Origin of the sequence: Pseudomonas koreensis (genome assembly GCF_012986595.1) — a bacterium.
GTDB lineage: Bacteria > Pseudomonadota > Gammaproteobacteria > Pseudomonadales > Pseudomonadaceae > Aquipseudomonas > Aquipseudomonas koreensis.
This window is the reverse complement of sequence record NZ_JAAQYM010000008.1, coordinates 1-16,679: the sequence shown is the minus strand read 5'-3', so window position 1 is coordinate 16,679 and position 16,679 is coordinate 1. Positions and strand designations below refer to the sequence as shown.

The 16,679-nt window shown below is 59.4% G+C and carries 15 protein-coding genes and 1 pseudogene; 8 read left to right on the top strand and 8 right to left on the bottom strand.

All coding sequences use genetic code 11. The features are described from left to right. Positions 1–22: 22 nt before the first annotated feature. Positions 23–1,801: an ABC transporter transmembrane domain-containing protein gene (locus tag HBN98_RS23335; RefSeq protein ID WP_064588442.1), complete on the bottom strand. Its 1,779-nt coding sequence runs from the start codon at positions 1,799–1,801 to the stop codon at positions 23–25. A 256-nt stretch (positions 1,802–2,057) separates the two neighbouring features. On the opposite strand from HBN98_RS23335, the gene HBN98_RS23330 reads away from it, so the two are divergent. After that, the gene (locus tag HBN98_RS23330) at positions 2,058–2,237 is read left to right on the top strand and encodes a PA1571 family protein (protein ID WP_027611439.1); all 180 of its coding nucleotides are present in this window, start codon (positions 2,058–2,060) and stop codon (positions 2,235–2,237) included. A gap of 173 nt (positions 2,238–2,410) precedes the next feature. On the opposite strand, the gene pdxB is transcribed toward HBN98_RS23330, so the two are convergent. After that, entirely contained in the window at positions 2,411–3,553 is a 1,143-nt protein-coding gene (gene pdxB, locus HBN98_RS23325; protein ID WP_083368378.1) for a 4-phosphoerythronate dehydrogenase PdxB, read from the bottom strand. A 309-nt stretch (positions 3,554–3,862) separates the two neighbouring features. Between pdxB and HBN98_RS23320 the strand changes: the two genes are divergently transcribed. After that, entirely contained in the window at positions 3,863–5,272 is a 1,410-nt protein-coding gene (locus HBN98_RS23320) for an MATE family efflux transporter (protein WP_083368377.1), read from the top strand. 49 nt (positions 5,273–5,321) lie between these two features. Here the strand turns inward: HBN98_RS23320 and tusA are convergent, their stop codons facing one another. After that, positions 5,322–5,573: a sulfurtransferase TusA gene (gene tusA, locus HBN98_RS23315; RefSeq protein ID WP_083368376.1), complete on the bottom strand. Its 252-nt coding sequence runs from the start codon at positions 5,571–5,573 to the stop codon at positions 5,322–5,324. A gap of 195 nt (positions 5,574–5,768) precedes the next feature. After that, complete coding sequence (rlmM, locus tag HBN98_RS23310; protein ID WP_083368375.1) at positions 5,769–6,842, bottom strand: 23S rRNA (cytidine(2498)-2'-O)-methyltransferase RlmM; 1,074 nt, start codon at positions 6,840–6,842, stop codon at positions 5,769–5,771. A 222-nt stretch (positions 6,843–7,064) separates the two neighbouring features. On the opposite strand from rlmM, the gene acnA reads away from it, so the two are divergent. After that, entirely contained in the window at positions 7,065–9,806 is a 2,742-nt protein-coding gene (gene acnA, locus HBN98_RS23305) for an aconitate hydratase AcnA (RefSeq protein WP_083368374.1), read from the top strand. Positions 9,807–10,131: 325 nt separating this feature from the next. Here acnA and HBN98_RS23300 read toward each other — a convergent pair. Both HBN98_RS23300 and HBN98_RS23295 read right to left on the bottom strand, forming a co-directional pair. After that, positions 10,132–10,358, bottom strand: a pseudogene (locus tag HBN98_RS23300) (aminoglycoside phosphotransferase family protein); the annotation flags it as partial. Continuing rightward, the gene (locus tag HBN98_RS23295; protein WP_083368373.1) at positions 10,351–10,839 is read right to left on the bottom strand and encodes an SRPBCC family protein; all 489 of its coding nucleotides are present in this window, start codon (positions 10,837–10,839) and stop codon (positions 10,351–10,353) included. The gene HBN98_RS23295 and the pseudogene HBN98_RS23300, both read right to left, overlap by 8 nt. A 185-nt stretch (positions 10,840–11,024) precedes the next feature. On the opposite strand from HBN98_RS23295, the gene HBN98_RS23290 reads away from it, so the two are divergent. Both HBN98_RS23290 and HBN98_RS23285 read left to right on the top strand, forming a co-directional pair. Further along, the gene (locus HBN98_RS23290) at positions 11,025–11,945 is read left to right on the top strand and encodes an ADP-ribosylglycohydrolase family protein (RefSeq protein WP_083368372.1); all 921 of its coding nucleotides are present in this window, start codon (positions 11,025–11,027) and stop codon (positions 11,943–11,945) included. A 56-nt stretch (positions 11,946–12,001) separates the two neighbouring features. Then, complete coding sequence (locus HBN98_RS23285) at positions 12,002–12,406, top strand: lysozyme inhibitor LprI family protein (RefSeq protein WP_083368371.1); 405 nt, start codon at positions 12,002–12,004, stop codon at positions 12,404–12,406. A gap of 140 nt (positions 12,407–12,546) precedes the next feature. On the opposite strand, the gene HBN98_RS23280 is transcribed toward HBN98_RS23285, so the two are convergent. Further along, a complete protein-coding gene (locus tag HBN98_RS23280; protein WP_083368370.1) occupies positions 12,547–12,750 on the bottom strand; it encodes a hypothetical protein in 204 nt (67 codons plus the stop codon). Between the two features lie 92 nt (positions 12,751–12,842). Between HBN98_RS23280 and HBN98_RS23275 the strand changes: the two genes are divergently transcribed. The 3 genes from HBN98_RS23275 (at position 12,843) to HBN98_RS23265 (ending at position 14,417) form a co-directional block, all read left to right on the top strand. Continuing rightward, positions 12,843–13,448 carry a DUF2975 domain-containing protein gene (locus tag HBN98_RS23275; protein WP_064588453.1) on the top strand — a complete coding sequence of 202 codons (606 nt, stop codon included), beginning with the start codon at positions 12,843–12,845 and terminating at the stop codon, positions 13,446–13,448. Between the two features lie 9 nt (positions 13,449–13,457). Continuing rightward, a complete protein-coding gene (locus HBN98_RS23270) occupies positions 13,458–13,664 on the top strand; it encodes a helix-turn-helix domain-containing protein (RefSeq protein WP_003226632.1) in 207 nt (68 codons plus the stop codon). Positions 13,665–13,745: 81 nt separating this feature from the next. Further along, entirely contained in the window at positions 13,746–14,417 is a 672-nt protein-coding gene (locus tag HBN98_RS23265; RefSeq protein ID WP_083368369.1) for a hypothetical protein, read from the top strand. A 56-nt stretch (positions 14,418–14,473) separates the two neighbouring features. Here the strand turns inward: HBN98_RS23265 and mrdA are convergent, their stop codons facing one another. Further along, positions 14,474–16,366, bottom strand: a complete 1,893-nt coding sequence (gene mrdA, locus HBN98_RS23260) for a penicillin-binding protein 2 (RefSeq protein ID WP_064588455.1) — start codon at positions 16,364–16,366, stop codon at positions 14,474–14,476. Positions 16,367–16,679: the final 313 nt, after the last annotated feature.

Below are 16,679 nucleotides of genomic sequence, written 5' to 3'. Positions count from 1 at the left end.
AGATCACAGCCTGCGGCAGCGCCTACACGGCAACTGCGTGACCATCATTGAACTGCAACGACGCCAGCCGCGCGTACAGCGGGTTGCTCACGATCAGCTCTTGATGGGTGCCGATCGCTACCAGTTTGCCCTGATCCATGACCGCAATCCGGTCGGCGTTTTTCACCGTGGCCAGGCGGTGCGCGATCACCAGCGTGGTGCGGTTTTGCATCAGGCTGGGCAAGGCTTCCTGGATCAAGTGCTCGCTCTGCGCATCGAGGGCACTGGTGGCTTCGTCCAGTAGCAAGATCGGTGCGTCCACCAGCAACGCGCGGGCAATCGCCAGACGCTGACGCTGACCACCAGAAAGACCGAGGCCGCCATCGCCCAGATGCGTCTGGTAACCGTTGGGCATTTTCTCGATGAAGTCATGGGCGTGGGCGATTCGCGCCGCTTCCTTGACCTGCTCCAGTGTCGCGCCGGCATTACCGTAACGAATATTTTCTTCGACGCTGCCAAAAAACAGCGCGGGCGATTGCGAGACCAGGGCGAAATTGCGGCGCAGGTCCAGGGGATCGAGGCGGGTCAGCGGCACACCGTCGATCAGGATCTGCCCTTCGAGCGGATCGTAGAAGCGCAACAGCAAATCGTACACCGTGGACTTGCCGGCACCGGATGGCCCAACCAGCGCCAAGGTTTCACCGGCGCGGATGGTCAGACTCAAGCCATTGACGGCGTAGCTTTCAGGACGCGACGGGTAGGAAAAGCGCACATCCTGCAATTGCAGTTCGCCCCTGATCCGCTCCGGCAAGGTCACCAGCCCGGTGGCCGGGGGCTGGATGATGTTCTGCGAACTCAGGAGTTCGGCGATCCGCTCGGCGGCGCCCGCCGCACGCTGCAGTTCACCGATCACCTCGCTCAACGTGCCAATCGCACTGCCAACGATCAGGCTGTAGAACACGAACGCCGCCAGTTCGCCACCGGTGATGCGCCCGGCAATCACGTCCATGCCGCCCACCCACAACATCACCGCCACCGCGCCCAGCACCAGCACGATCACCATGGTGATCATCCAGGAACGCTGGAAGATGCGCTTGCGTGCGGTGTCGAAGGCGTCTTCGACCGTTGTCGCGAAACGCCGCTCATCCTGCACCTGATGGTTGTAGGCCTGCACGGTCTTGATCTGGCCGAGGGTTTCGGACACGTAACTACCGATATCGGCCACCCGGTCCTGACTCAACCGCGACAGATTGCGTACCCGCCGACCAAATATCAGGATCGGAGCGACCACGAACGGAAGGGCAATCACCACGATGCTGGTGAGTTTTGCATTGGTCACAAACAGCAGCACAACGCCACCGATGACCATCAACAGGTTGCGCAGAAACATCGACAGCGACGAACCGATCACCGATTGCAGCAATGTCGTGTCAGCGGTCAGCCGTGACTGAATTTCCGAACTGCGGTTGTTCTCGTAGAACCCGGGGTGCAGATAGACCAGATGATTGAACACCTCGCGCCGGATATCCGCCACGCAGCGCTCGCCGATCCAGGATACCCAGTAAAACCGCGCGAATGTACCGACCGCCAGGCCCAGCACCATCAGCATGAAGATGCCGATGCTCTGGTTCAGTTGGTGCGGCGACTGGGTCATGAAGCCCCGATCGACCAGCAACTTGATCCCCTGCCCCATCGACAACGTGACGGCGGCGGTGACGATCAACGCCAGCAGCGCACCGATGACTTGCCAGCGGTAAGGGGCCAGAAATCGACGGGTCAGACGCAAAGCGCGACGGTGTCGTGAAGTAAGCTTCGGGGTCATTCAGGTACACATCCGTGTTGATGAAAGGGCTAGCCTAAACCTTCTATGGGGCGGAACTCTGCAAATCACAATGAGTCAGGTTAAATATGCCCCCAAAGACTAGGCCATAGTTGCTATTGGTCTAATGTCCCGGTTGAGACGAGCGGTCATTTCTGTTGGAGTGGAGATGCCGCTTTTGACAGTCCCCAGGGAGATGTCACAGCCTGGTCACGTGGCGGTTTTAATCTACGTGCACAACCTGATGAGGAGACAGGCCATGTCCTTGCAACACAGCAGCGATGACAAGATTCAAGTGATCCGCACCAAGCCCGGCCAACCTCTGGGTTGCTCGATTATTGACAAGGACGGGCGTGAAGTACCGATCACTGAAGACATGATCCAGGACGCATGCCGCGAACTGGAGAAGCGATTGGTCAAGCCTGCCGAACAAAAGTGATATAGCCACCGTCTTCCTGACCCGGCCCCTTTTTGGCCGGGTTTTTTCTGCCCGAAAATTGGCAATCGTGATGCGGCCATCGCGGGCAAGCCCGCTGCCACAGGGGCTGTGACGAATTCAAATGGTGAGAACCTGTGGGAGCTGGCTTGCCAGCGATAAAGCCGACTCGGTTCCTAGACAGCCACCGCCCCCAACGCCGCCACAATCTGCTGCAACACCGGCGAATCCCCTTCGATCCGCACCTTCAACCCTTCGATCTCGCGCCGCACCGGATACTGCTTGCGCAACACATCAAATGCCGCACGTTGCTCGGCGACAGTGCCTACAAGACTGCGGCGAAAATCCGCATCGTCGCGGCGTGGGTCGTACACGCCACGGCACAACATTGCCAGCGCCCAGGCCGGATCGCTGTCAGCGTGCAGGGTCACTTGGGACAGCCACGGTGCCGGCAACAGCTGACTGAGCTGGATGCTCGCCGGTTGGCCAATGAATTCGCAGTACGCCTGATAGATCTGCGCGGTTCCGCGTTGTTTGCCATCGAGGCTGTAGCCGGCAATGTGCGGGGTCGCCAGCACGCAGAGTTCGGCCAGTGCCACGTCGACCTCGGGTTCTGCCTCCCAGACATCGAGCACCGCTTGCAGGTCTTCACGCTGCAGCAGCACCTTGCGCAGCGCGGCGTTATCCACCACCGGGCCACGCGCGGCGTTGATCAGCCACGTGCCGTGCTTGAGTTGCTGCAAACGCGATTGATCGAACAGATGCCAGGTCGCATCTTCACCGCTGCGGGTCAGCGGGGTGTGCAGGCTGATCACGTCGCACTGCTCGATGATCTGCTCGAGGCTGACATAGTCGCCGCCTTCGGCCGCCTGACGCGGCGGGTCGCAGACTTTGACGTTCCAGCCCAGTCCCTTGAGCACCTTGATCAGCCGACCACCGACTTCACCGGCACCGACCACGCCATAGGTACGTTGCGTCAGATCGACGCCTTCGATTTCGGCGAGGGTCATCAGGCTGCCGAGCACGTAATCGACCACGCCCCGCGCATTGCAACCGGGCGCGCTGGACCAGGTGATCCCTGCTTCGGCGAAATAATCCAGATCCAGGTGATCGGTGCCGATGGTGCACGTGCCCACGAAACGCACCTGGCTGCCTTCCAGCAACGCCCGGCTGACGTTGGTCACCGAGCGCACCAGCAACACATCGGCCTGTTCGACCGTCGCGCGGTCGATGGAACGGCCCGGCACCCGGCGGATCTCGCCGAAACCGGCAAAAAAGGCATCGAGCAGCGGGATATTTTCGTCGGCAACAATCAGCATGGCGGGCTCCTTGAAGGGATCGGCAGTTTAGGTGCAGATCCACCGTTGAGCCAGCGCAGACTGCACTGTGGCGTGGGAGCTTGCTCCCGCTCGACTGCACAGCAGGCGCAAAGTCTGCAATCGGGATTTTCCTTGTCCACCACGCCGGATGGTTTTGGGGCCGCTTCGCACCCCAGCGCAAGCAAGCACCCGCACCACAGTGGATGGCATTGATGATTACAAATCCGCAACAGAGGATTTTTCCTGACTGTCACGTCAGCGGCGTAGAATGCGGCGCCTTGCGCATCAACACCTGTGGACGCTTTGCCTGTGAATTCTGTAACTGAACAACCTGTCGCTGTCACCCTCACCCGCCCCGCGCGGATTCGCCTGGAGTTCAAGAACCTGCTCGCCCTGGCGTTGCCGATCATCATCGCGCAACTGGCGACCACGGCCATGGGCTTCGTCGATGCGGTGATGGCCGGCCGCGTCGGCCCCAAGGATCTGGCGGCGGTGGCTCTGGGCAACTCGATCTGGGTCCCGGTGTTTCTGCTGATGACCGGCACTCTGCTGGCCACCACGCCGAAAGTCGCGCAGCGGTTTGGCGCCGGCACACACAGCGAGATCGGCCCGCTCGTGCGGCAGGCGTTGTGGCTGGCGCTGGTGGTCGGACTGATCGCGACGGCGATGCTGGTGGCCGCCGAGCCGGTGCTGCACCTGATGAAAGTCGATCCGGAGCTGATCGGCCCGTGCATGCAGTACCTGCACGGCATTGCCAGTGGCCTGCCGGCAGTGGCGTTCTATCATGTGCTGCGCTGCACCAGTGACGGCATCGGCCGCACCCGCCCGGCGATGGTGCTGGGCCTGTGCGGTCTGGCGCTGAACATTCCGCTGAACTACATCTTCATTTATGGCCACTTCGGCGTGCCGGCCATGGGCGGCGTCGGTTGTGGCTGGGCCACCGCCATCGTGATGTGGGTGATGGCATTGGGGCTGGCCGGTTATGAACGCTGGGCGCCGGCCTATCGTTCGAGTGAAATCTTCAGCCGCTTCGACTGGCCGCAATGGGCGGTGATCAAGCGTCTGCTGGCGATTGGTTTGCCGATTGGCATCGCGGTGTTTGCCGAGTCGAGCATCTTCGCCGTGATCGCCCTGCTGATCGGCAGCCTCGGCGCCACCGTGGTGGCCGGGCATCAGATCGCGCTGAACGTCAGTTCGCTGGTGTTCATGATTCCGTATTCGCTGGGCATGGCGGTGACCGTGCGTGTCGGCCAGGCCCTGGGCCGTGAAGAGCCGCGTGAAGCGCGTTTCGCCGCGGGTGTCGGCATGGGCACCGCGCTGGCCTACGCCTGCCTGTCGGCGAGCATGATGCTGTTGCTGCGTGAGCCGATTGCCTCGATCTACACCGCCGACCCGACGGTGATCCACATCGCGGCGATGCTGATTGTGTACTCGGCGCTGTTCCAGTTTTCCGACGCGATCCAGGTCACTGCCGCAGGCGCTTTGCGCGGTTATCAGGACACTCGGGTGACGATGATCCTGACTCTGTTCGCTTACTGGGGCATCGGCCTGCCGGTGGGCTACGCCCTCGGCCTGACCGACTGGCTCGGTGAGCCCCGTGGCCCGAGCGGCTTGTGGCAGGGTCTGATCGTCGGCCTGAGCTGTGCGGCGCTGATGCTGTCGATCCGCCTGACCCGCAGTGCGCGCAAGCGCATTCGGATCAGCCGTTCGGCGGGCTGACCAGCCATAAAAAAAGACCTGCACATGCAGGTCTTTTTTTTGCCCGGATTCAATTGGGCTTCTTGCGGATCCAGTACAGATAAGTACCGGCGTCTTCATGTTGCCCCACCAATTCGTGGTCGAGAAACACGCAGAACTTGGGAATGTCGCGACGGGTCGACGGATCGGTAGCGATCACCTTGAGCAGGCCGCCGGGGACCAGATCACGGATGTGCTGGTGCAGCATCATCACTGGCTCCGGGCAATTGAGGCCGGTGGCGTCGAGGGTGCCGTCGACCGGGATATCGATCATTTCACTCATGATTCACTCCTGAAACTGGCCGGCATTGTCGCGCATTGCCGGGTTTGTGGCGAGGGAGCTTGCTCCCGCTCGGCAGCGCAGCTGTCGTAAAACCGCTGGACGCAATACGTCTGAAAGTACGAGATCGCATATCTCGGGGCCGCTTCGCTGCCCAGCGGGAGCAAGCTCCCTCGCCACAACTGCCAATGACATAATTCAGCGGGACTTGGGTTTCTTTGTGTCATGCCGACGCAGGTGGCACGTCACTTCCTCGCGGTCGTGATACAGCTGCTTGCAGCCAATATCGACCTTGATCCCGCGAGCCTTGAAGCCATCGGCGATGCGTTCGAGCAAGCGCTTCACCTCGGCATAGCGCTGCTTCATCGGCAACTTGAGGTTGACCACCGCTTCGCGGCAATGGCCCTCGCCGATCCACTCTTCGAGCATCGCCGCGTTGCGCGCCGGCTTCTCGACGATGTCGCAGACCATCCAGTCCACCGGCTGCTTGGGCTTGAAGGTGAAGCCGTCGGCCATCAAGTGCTGCACCAGGCCAGTGTCCATCAGGCTTTCAGCCATCGGACCGTTGTCGATGGCGGTCACCAGCATGCCGCGGTTGACCAGTTGCCAGGTCCAGCCGCCCGGTGCCGCGCCGAGGTCGACCCCGGTCATGTCACTGTGCAGGCGCTCGTCCCATTGATCACGCGGGATGAAGTGGTGCCAGGCCTCTTCCAGTTTCAAGGTCGAACGGCTGGGCGCCTCGCGCGGAAACTTCAGGCGCGGAATGCCCATCGGCCACATCGCCGAGTTACCGGCATCGGCCATGCCGAGGAACACTTCGCGACCGCTTTTGAACGTCAGCAGCAGACGCGGCTTGCTGGCGTCCTCCACCAGTTTGCCGGCAGCGGTCAGCGCCTTGCGCAGCGGGCCTTCGAATTTCTTGCAGAAGTTCGACAGTTCCTTGCCGTCGTTGGTGTCGACCACTTCCAGCCACAGGCTGCCGAATACCGGGAAATCGACCATGTGCGCGAGGATCACGCTGATGCGGTCATTTTCCGGCAGATCGATGAAGATCCCACGCGCCCATTGCCGCGGAAAAATCAGTTCGGCGAAGCGCTGGCCACGCATCAGGCGCTCGGCGCCATCGGCTTCGGTGCAGACAAACTCGGCGTACGCCGTGGCCGCTTTGGCCTTGGCGTAACCGGCGACGTTCAACTGGGCCGCAAGGTCGGAAATCTCCGAACAGACTTCGCCTTCGAAGCCTGGCCGGCAATGCATGAATAGGGTGTTCATTCTTACTCCTGGGCAGAGGGCGGACATTCGGCCCCTGCACGCTGCTCAAGCCTTGCGGTGAAGCAAAGCCTGTCACGAAAACCGGCGCATGATAGCCGATGTCGGAACCTTGGTTCTCTTCATAGAGTCCAGTTATTAGCCAGCTACTGAAAACAGGGCTACGTTGATAGCTCTGCCCGTCCCCTCAGTCCGTAGCCGTGCGGACTCAAAGGAGTGATCGTAATGCCGTCCCTCGATAGTCTGAAGACGCTGAAAACCTTACAAATCGACGCCAAGACCTACCACTATTTCAGCCTGCCCGATGCTGCCAGGAGCCTTGGCAATATCGACCAGTTGCCGATGTCGCTGAAAGTCCTGCTGGAAAACCTGTTGCGCTGGGAAGATGAAAAAACAGTCACCGGTGCCGACCTCAGGGCGATCGCCGCCTGGCTCAAGGAGCGTCGCTCCGACCGGGAAATCCAGTACCGCCCGGCCCGCGTATTGATGCAAGACTTTACCGGCGTACCCGCCGTGGTCGACCTCGCCGCCATGCGCGCGGCGATGGCCAAGGCCGGCGGTGATCCGCAGCGAATCAACCCGTTGTCGCCGGTGGATCTGGTGATCGACCACTCGGTGATGGTCGACAAATTTGCCACCCCGAGCGCTTTCGAACAGAACGTCGACATCGAGATGCAGCGCAACGGCGAACGTTATGCGTTCCTGCGCTGGGGCCAGAGTGCCTTCGACAACTTCAGCGTGGTGCCACCGGGCACCGGGATCTGCCACCAGGTCAACCTCGAATACCTCGGGCGCACGGTATGGACCAAAGATGAGGACGGCCGCACTTACGCGTTCCCCGACACTCTGGTCGGTACCGACTCCCACACCACCATGATCAACGGCCTCGGCGTACTCGGCTGGGGCGTCGGCGGGATCGAGGCGGAAGCGGCGATGCTCGGCCAGCCGGTGTCGATGCTGATTCCGGAGGTGATCGGTTTCAAACTCACCGGCAAGCTCAAGGAAGGCATCACCGCCACCGACCTGGTGCTGACCGTCACGCAGATGCTGCGCAAGAAAGGCGTGGTCGGCAAATTTGTCGAGTTCTACGGTGACGGCCTCGCCGACCTGCCGCTGGCCGACCGCGCGACCATCGCCAACATGGCCCCGGAATATGGCGCGACTTGCGGTTTCTTTCCGGTCGATGACGTGACCCTGGAATACCTGCGCTTGTCCGGTCGCCCGCCGGAAGTGGTGAAACTGGTCGAGGCCTACACCAAGGCCCAGGGCCTGTGGCGCCTGCCGGGTCAGGAACCGGTGTTCACCGACAGTCTGGCGCTGGACATGGGCAGCGTCGAAGCCAGCCTCGCCGGGCCGAAACGCCCACAAGACCGCGTCTCGCTGCCGAATGTCGCGCAGGCCTTCAGTGATTTCATGGACCTGCAATTCAAACCCACCAGCAAAGAAGAAGGTCGCCTGGAAAGCGAAGGCGGTGGTGGCGTGGCGGTGGGCAACGCCGACCTGATCGGCGAAACCGAGTACGAATACGAAGGCCACACCTATCGCCTGAAAAACGGCGCGGTGGTGATCGCCGCGATCACTTCCTGCACCAACACCTCGAACCCGAGCGTGATGATGGCCGCCGGTCTGCTGGCGAAAAAAGCCGTGGAAAAAGGCCTGACACGCAAGCCGTGGGTCAAGAGTTCGCTGGCACCCGGCTCGAAAGTGGTCACCGACTACTACAAGGCTGCGGGGCTGACGCAGTACCTCGATCAACTCGGCTTCTCACTGGTGGGTTACGGCTGCACGACGTGCATCGGTAACTCCGGGCCATTGCCGGAGCCGATCGAGAAAGCCATTCAGAAAGCCGACCTCACCGTGGCGTCGGTGCTGTCCGGCAACCGCAACTTCGAAGGTCGGGTGCATCCATTGGTGAAAACCAACTGGCTGGCCTCGCCGCCGCTGGTAGTCGCTTATGCCCTGGCCGGCAGCGTGCGCACCGACATCAGTACGGAACCCCTGGGCAACGACCAGCAAGGCAATCCGGTGTACCTGCGCGATATCTGGCCGAGCAGCAAGGAAATCGCCGACGCGGTCAGTCAGGTCAATACCGCGATGTTCCACAAGGAATACGCCGAGGTGTTTGCCGGCGATGAGCAATGGCAAGCGATCCAGGTGCCGCAAGCCGCCACCTATGTGTGGCAGGACGACTCGACCTACATCCAGCACCCACCGTTCTTCGACGACATTTCCGGACCATTGCCGGTGATCACCGACGTCAAAGGCGCACGTGTGCTGGCGCTGCTCGGCGATTCGGTGACCACCGACCACATCTCCCCTGCCGGCAACATCAAGGTCGATAGCCCGGCCGGGCGCTATCTGCGGGAAAAAGGCGTGGAACCGCGAGACTTCAACTCCTATGGCTCACGCCGGGGCAATCATGAAGTGATGATGCGTGGCACATTCGCCAACATCCGTATCCGCAACGAAATGCTCGGTGGCGAAGAAGGTGGCAACACGATCTACATCCCGAGCGGCGAGAAGATGGCAATCTATGACGCCGCCATGCGTTACCAGGCCGACGGCACGCCACTGGTGGTGATCGCCGGTCAGGAATACGGCACCGGCTCCAGCCGTGACTGGGCGGCCAAAGGCACCAACCTGCTGGGAGTCAAAGCGGTGATCGCTGAAAGCTTCGAGCGCATCCACCGTTCCAACCTGGTGGGCATGGGCGTGTTGCCGCTGCAATTCAAGCTCGATCAGAACCGCAAGAGCCTCAACCTTACCGGCAAGGAAACCCTGGAGATTCAGGGCCTGACCGGCGTGGAGCTGACGCCGCGAATGAACCTGAGCCTGGTGATTACCCGTGAAGACGGCCGCCAGGAGAAAATCGAAGTGTTGTGCCGCATCGATACGTTGAATGAAGTGGAGTACTTCAAGTCGGGCGGGATTCTGCATTACGTGTTGCGGCAGTTGATTGCTTCATAAGCCGGGACTTCAACCCACTGTGGTGAGGGAGCAAGCGCCCTCGCCACACGTTCACCCGCCACAACAATCCCTGCACTTTTCTGGGGGCGAAAAAAAACCCGCCGAAGCGGGTTTTTCCCAAGACCATTATCGACTCCCTGTCGGCAGCGATCCTTGCTAATGGTCGATCATCCGTGATCCTGAAACACTCCCTGTGTCTCAGTTGATGGGTGTAGATTACGCCGTGGATCCAATCGGCAATAGTCGAAAAAGCTACCAGCGCGTGTAAGACATTCGCTATAAACCGCCTTCCGAAAACCCTTACGCCACTCAGGCACCCAGCATGCAAGCCGTCTTCATGATGAGCCAGCACCTGCGCGGCGCCGTCACCGTCCCACCAGGTCATCAGCCGATTGCCGTACTGTTCGTCGGCATCCAGCGAGATCTTGAGCATGGCCGGCGCAACGCCAAAACGCACCGGTAACAGGCGGCTGCCGGGGGTATGACCGGGCCTCCGTCCGGCACCAGCGCCCAGCGTTGCAGCCACGGTCCAAACGTTGCGGTGTCAGTCACTCTCACGCACGCGGGTCTTGGCACTTTCGGCGAGAAACTGTTCCAGTCGACTCAGTTGTTCTTCCCAGCCACGGCTGTCCATGTAATACGCTTCTTTCTGCCGTACATCGGGAATATGCGCAAAACCGGATTCGGACACCTTGAGTAACGTGCCGTCTTCGTAATCCTGCAGCTCGAACCTCACCAGTGTCGTTGGCTCCTGGGAGTAATCGATATTCGGGTTGACGGCGTAGGGATGCCAGCGAAACGAGAACAGCTGCTGCGGCTCGACCCGCTCGACCAGCACATTCCACAACACGTGTTCATAACCTGGATACGTGACCTGCCCTTGCGTCCATTCGCCGGCAATGAACCGCCTGCCCTCCAGTGCCACACCAAACCACTGACCAAACGCCTCGGCATCGACCAACGCGCGCCAGACATAAGAACGCGGCGCCTTGAGCGTGATTTTGCGTTCGAAACTATTGGGTACGGGTTTCATAAGTCACCTCCTGTTCTGAACACTAGGCTTGTATGACCACATGTCCAACCTGAAGTTGTATCAAAGCCATGCACCTGTGCAGCACAAGGGAAACATTCGGCGGCATTTCCGTTCGTTGAATCGAGCCCTCCATCCGATGAACCTGTTACCTTTTCCTGAGAAATGCAAACAGACAAGGACGAAGCATGCAGCCATCTCTCTCCGAACGTTATCGCGGCGCCCTGCTTGGCCTTGCCTGTGGCGATGCCGTAGGCACCACGGTGGAGTTCAAGCCACGGGGTTCATTCCAGCCGCTGACGGACATGGTCGGTGGCGGCCCCTTTGACTTGAAGCCAGGGCAATGGACAGACGACACCTCGATGGCGCTGTGTCTGGCAGAAAGTCTGCTGAGCAAAAATACATTCGATGCGGCAGACCAGATGGGGCGCTATCTCAACTGGTGGAAATGGGGCTATCTCAGCTCGACCGGTGAGTGTTTCGATATCGGCATGACGGTCAGCCAGGCGCTGTCGCAGTACCAGCAAACCGGTCAGCCCTTTGCGGGATCTACCGACCCGTTTACCGCTGGCAACGGTTCGCTGATGCGCCTGGTGCCGGTGGTGCTGTTTTACTTTCCTGACGTCCAGCAGATCCGCCAGTTCGCCATCGACAGTTCGCGAACGACCCACGCAGCCCCAGAGGCCATCGAATGCTGTCAATTGCTTGCCGAACTGATCACCAAGGCGCTGCTTGGCGCCTCAAAAACCGAATTGCACAGACTGCCACTCTCAACCTTCACTCAATCTAAAGTCACCGCGCTTGCTCGCGGGGATTACCTGGTCAAGTCGGTCAGCGACATTCGTGGCAGCGGCTACAGTGTCGAGTCATTGGAAGCAGCGCTGTGGTGTTTTCATCACACCGACAGTTTCGCCGCGGCGATTCTGCAAGCCGCCAACCTGGGCGATGATGCCGACACCACTGCCGCAATCGTCGGCCAATTGGCCGGGGCCTATTACGGCATTCGAGCGATTCCCGCCCCTTGGCTGGAAATGCTCCATGACGGCGAGGAGATTGCGGCCACCGCAGATCGCCTGCTCGACGCCTCCCGGCTACGCGTTCCTGAATAGAAGCACCAGAGCCGCTAAACTGCTCTGCACCTTCATCCGACACAGTGAGATTCCACATGTCCCCACGCCTGCTCCTGGCCCTGACACCCTTCCTGTTCACGCCGCTCGCCGACGCTGCCGTCGACTGCGCCAATGCCAACGATCAGGCCACCATGAACCAATGTGCCGGGCAGGAATTCAAGGCGGCGGACAAGGAGTTGAACGCGGTGTATCAGCAGATCACCGGTCGTTTGAAGGACAATGCTGACGCCAAAAAGCTGCTGGTGAGTGCGCAGCGAGCGTGGATCGGCTTTCGTGACGCCGAGTGCAAGTTTTCGGCGTCCGGGGTAGATGGTGGGAGTGTATATCCGTTGGTTTACAGCAACTGCCTGACCGGGGTGACCAAGGTCCGGGTGGAGGCGTTGAAGCAGTATCTGAAGTGTCAGGAAGGTGATTTGAGTTGTCCGGTGCCGGGGGCCTGATTTGTAGCGGTTTCGAGGGCCTCTTCGCGAGCAAGCTCGCTCCCACGGCTGGAATGCATTTCAAATGTGGGAGCGGGCTTGGTCGCGAAGGCGTCAGAACAGACACCACCATTTACCGAACAAAACCTGTGCCGTGCTAATCACCATATCCCCAAGGCAAACGTGATTCTGCCTGCCTGCTTCATCTTCTCGGCATCAAAAATCGCCACGTCATTCAACGTCCCGGCCCGATAGATCTTGCCGCCATCCTTGTCGCACGAAATGCAGTAGCAGGAATGTTCCAGGGTGGGCAGCTTGCCGAACGACTCGCTGCATCGCTGCACGCCATTGTTCGGCGCAACCATGATCGACCTGCAACGATTCAAAAATTAATTATTGTTATTCGATAATTTTTCATCGAGAATTCGCTACCCAATTGAAACAACCAGGAATTTTCATGAGTACTCACATCAACGGATTGGCGCTGCAGCGCATGCATTGGATCGGGCTGCTGGCCGCGATTCTTGTCTGGGTTCTGGGTGTGACGGAGGTCGGCGGCAATGCGACGATCTGGTTCTTCAAAAAGGATGAGATGCTGGCGGGCCTGCTCTATGCCTTTGCCGAAGGCTCACCGCAATTGCTTGATCCGTTTGTCGAAGGCGCGCTGCTCGATCCCGATACCTGGCTGTCGCCAGTGGTCACAGCGCTGATCGTTTTTCTGGATTTTCTGCCCGTGGTCCTGTCGGCCTACGCGTTATGGCTGACCGGGTTGTTTTTCCTGCGCTTGTCGCGCGGCGAAACCTGGACTGATCGCAATATCAGAGTCCTGTGGCGCGTGGGCGTACTGTGCATCGTTTCTCCGGCAACCTACCCGCTGGTAGAAACCTTGCAGGGTCTGGCGTTGTCGATAGATCTGCCGCCGGGAGATCGGATTTTTCAGTTCTCGATCGGCCTGTCTTCCGCTTCTGCCTACGAGATAATCAAAGGCGTATTGCTGTGCATATTTTCAATTATCATGCGTGACGCAAAAGTACTCAGCGATGAGCAAAGTCAATACATATAGAACAACATAATGACCATTATCGTCCGCCTTGACGTTGTCATGGCCACGCAAAAAATTCGCTCGAAAGAACTGGCCGCCCTGCTGGGTATCACCGAGGCCAACCTGTCATTGCTGAAGAATGGCAAGGTCAAGGGCGTGAAGATGGCCACCCTCGATAAGCTCTGCGCGGCGCTCGATTGCCAGCCTGGCGATCTTCTGGAATACCAGAAAGACTGATCTCTTCTGACGGCGAGTTATTTATCGCGCGCCTCATCCGTATAACTTTTATTCAATCCTTAGTTGTAAGGCGACTTTGTCATGTCCCGTTATTTGTTCTGCGTCCTGTTAATGCTGACCGCGTTGCTTGGCGGCTGCGCCACGCAAATAGACGTAGCACTCAACGCAATACCAGATCCCGACTATCCGTTCGACCGAAAGGCAACTGTGCTGGTGACCTCGGCCAAGAGTGCCGATGAGAACGCACTGAATGCCCGCTACTATCTTCGCGACATGGTCAATGCGCTGAAAGACAGGGGATTCCAGGAGGTTTACACCGACGCCAGCCTGCCCAGGAATCACGCGCCGATCAAAATGACCATCAGTCTCGATATCGGCAGCCGCCAAGTGTCATACCGCTATACCGCCACCGACTATGGGCAAGTGCCCACCAGCACTACGACCGTGTGCAAGAACAGCAAAAAGAAAGATGACCGACTGACCTGCACCAGCAAGCCTAATACGACCTATGGCCCGGTGGGCACTTCCGAGCGAATCGGCTACACCACCCTCAGCACCTTCGTTGCCACTGCCCGGGACGAAGTCAGCAAGCGCACGGTGTATCTGCTGCGGGCATCGTCTTATAACGAGGACTGTCAGGCTGCCAAGGTCGAAGCCTTTCTGGTGGAGCAAGGCCTGCAGCAACTGAACTTCGAAGACCGTGTGCAACGCAACTACAGCGTCACGATGCCCGAGGGCTACAGCTGCAAATAGTTTACTTCCAGCACAGGCTCCGCCTGCTTGAGCCTGTGCTGTGACGCTGATCCCGGTTACACGTGCGGATCACCCGGCGGCTTGGCAGGCGCGGCGTATTGCGGTTTGAGGTGACCGTCCTGGTCCAGAAGCCAGGCGTCCATGATCTGCCGCACCACAGGGCCGGCTACACGACCACCGGCCTCACCGTTTTCAATCATTACCGAGATGGCAATCTTCGGGTGCTCCGCCGGGGCAAAGCCGACAAACAGCGCGTTGTCGCGGTGGCGTTCGAGGGTTTTCTCGCGGTTGTAGCGCTCGCCCTGCTTGATCGCCACCACTTGCGCGGTACCACTCTTGCCGGCAATGCGGTACTGCGCACCGGCTGCAGCGGCACGAGCAATCCCTCGCGCATCGTGCATCACCATCTGCATGCCGTGGTTGACCTGATCCCAGTCACGCGGGTTCTTCAGCAGAATATTCGGCATTGGATGTTCGTCGACCGGTGCCACGCCATCGACCGTCTTGGCCAGGTGCGGACGGTTCCATACGCCCTTGTTGGCAATCAACGCAGTGGCCTGAGCCAACTGCAGCGGCGTGACCTGCATGTAACCCTGACCGATGCCGAGGATGACTGTTTCCCCAGGAAACCACGCCTGACGGCGCGTGGCGCGCTTCCAGGCCTGCGATGGCATCAAACCGGGCGACTCTTCGAACATGTCCAGCGAGACTTTCTCGCCGAGCCCGAACATCGCCATGTAGTCATGCAGGCGATCAATGCCGAGCTTGTGCGCCAGGTCATAGAAGTAGGTGTCGTTGGAACGCATGATCGCTGCGTCCATGTCCACCCAGCCGTCGCCGCTGTGGTTCCAGTTGCGGTACTTGTGGTCGAAATCCGGGAGTTGGTAGTAGCCCGGATCGAAGACCCGGGTCTGCGGGGTAACGACGCCGGCATCCAGACCGGCAATCGCCACCTCTGGCTTGATGGTCGAACCTGGCGCGTACAAGCCGCGCAACACACGGTTGAACAGCGGTCGGTCTATGGAGTCGCGCAGCGCCGAATATTCCTTGGAGCTGATACCGGTGACGAACAGGTTCGGGTCGAAACTCGGATTACTGACCATGGCCAGCACCTCGCCCGTGGACGGATCCAGTGCCACCACCGAACCACGACGATCCCCCAATGCAGCTTCGGCAGCCTCCTGCAGTTTGACGTCGAGGCTCAGTACGATGTTTTTGCCTGGCACCGGATCGGTGTGCTTGAGCACCCGCAGGACGCGGCCCTGGGCGTTGGTTTCGACTTCTTCATAGCCAACATGGCCGTGCAGCTGCGCTTCGTAAAAGCGCTCGATGCCGGTTTTGCCAATAGATTGCGTGCCGCGGTATTCAACCGAGTCCAGCGTCTTGGACTCTTTCTCGTTGATCCGGCCAACGTAGCCGATCGAATGCGCGAAGTGTGGCCCTAATGGGTAATGCCGAACGAACTGCGGTTCGACATCCAGGCCCGGCAAACGGAATTCATTGACTGCCAACACGGCAATCTGCTCTTCCGTCAGTTCGTAGAACAGCGTCACCGGGGTAAATGGATGCCGGGACTGCTTCATGGCCTTATCGAAAACCGTGCGGTCTTCGGCAGGCAGGTGCAGGAGATTGATGACCTCGTCCAGCTCCTGATTGACGTCAGTGGCACGTTCGCGGGTGATGACCAGGTTGTAACTGGGGCGGTTATCGGCGAGCAGCACACCGTTGCGATCATAGATCAGGCCGCGAGTCGGCGGGATCGGCAAAACGTGGACGCGGTTGTTTTCCGAGATGGTCGAGTGGTAGTCGTATTCCACCACTTGCAGGATATAAAGGCGAACCACCAACGCGCAGCTGATGGCGAAAACGAACAAGGCACAGGCGATCAATCGTTTATTGACCAGCCGTGTCTCTTTTTCGTGATCCTTGATCGGGATAGGTTCAGGCATTTCTACAGCAACTCATTGACAAAAATTGAGTGCCGATCCGTGGGCATGACATCAGTCCGTTAAAAAACGAGCTGCACCATACCAAAAACCGAGTGGTCACTTCAGAAGGTTTTTCCCCAACGGCAGTCCTGGCGATGGTTGGAACGGCCTTACCTCGCTCGAAACGCCCTGTTTGGCGGGTAATCCACTTTCCTGCGGGCAAAACAAAACCCCAACTGCTTTCGCAATTGGGGTTTCGGAATTTAATCTTGACGATGACCTACTCTCACATGGGGAAACCCCACACTACCATCGGCGATGCATCGTTTCACTT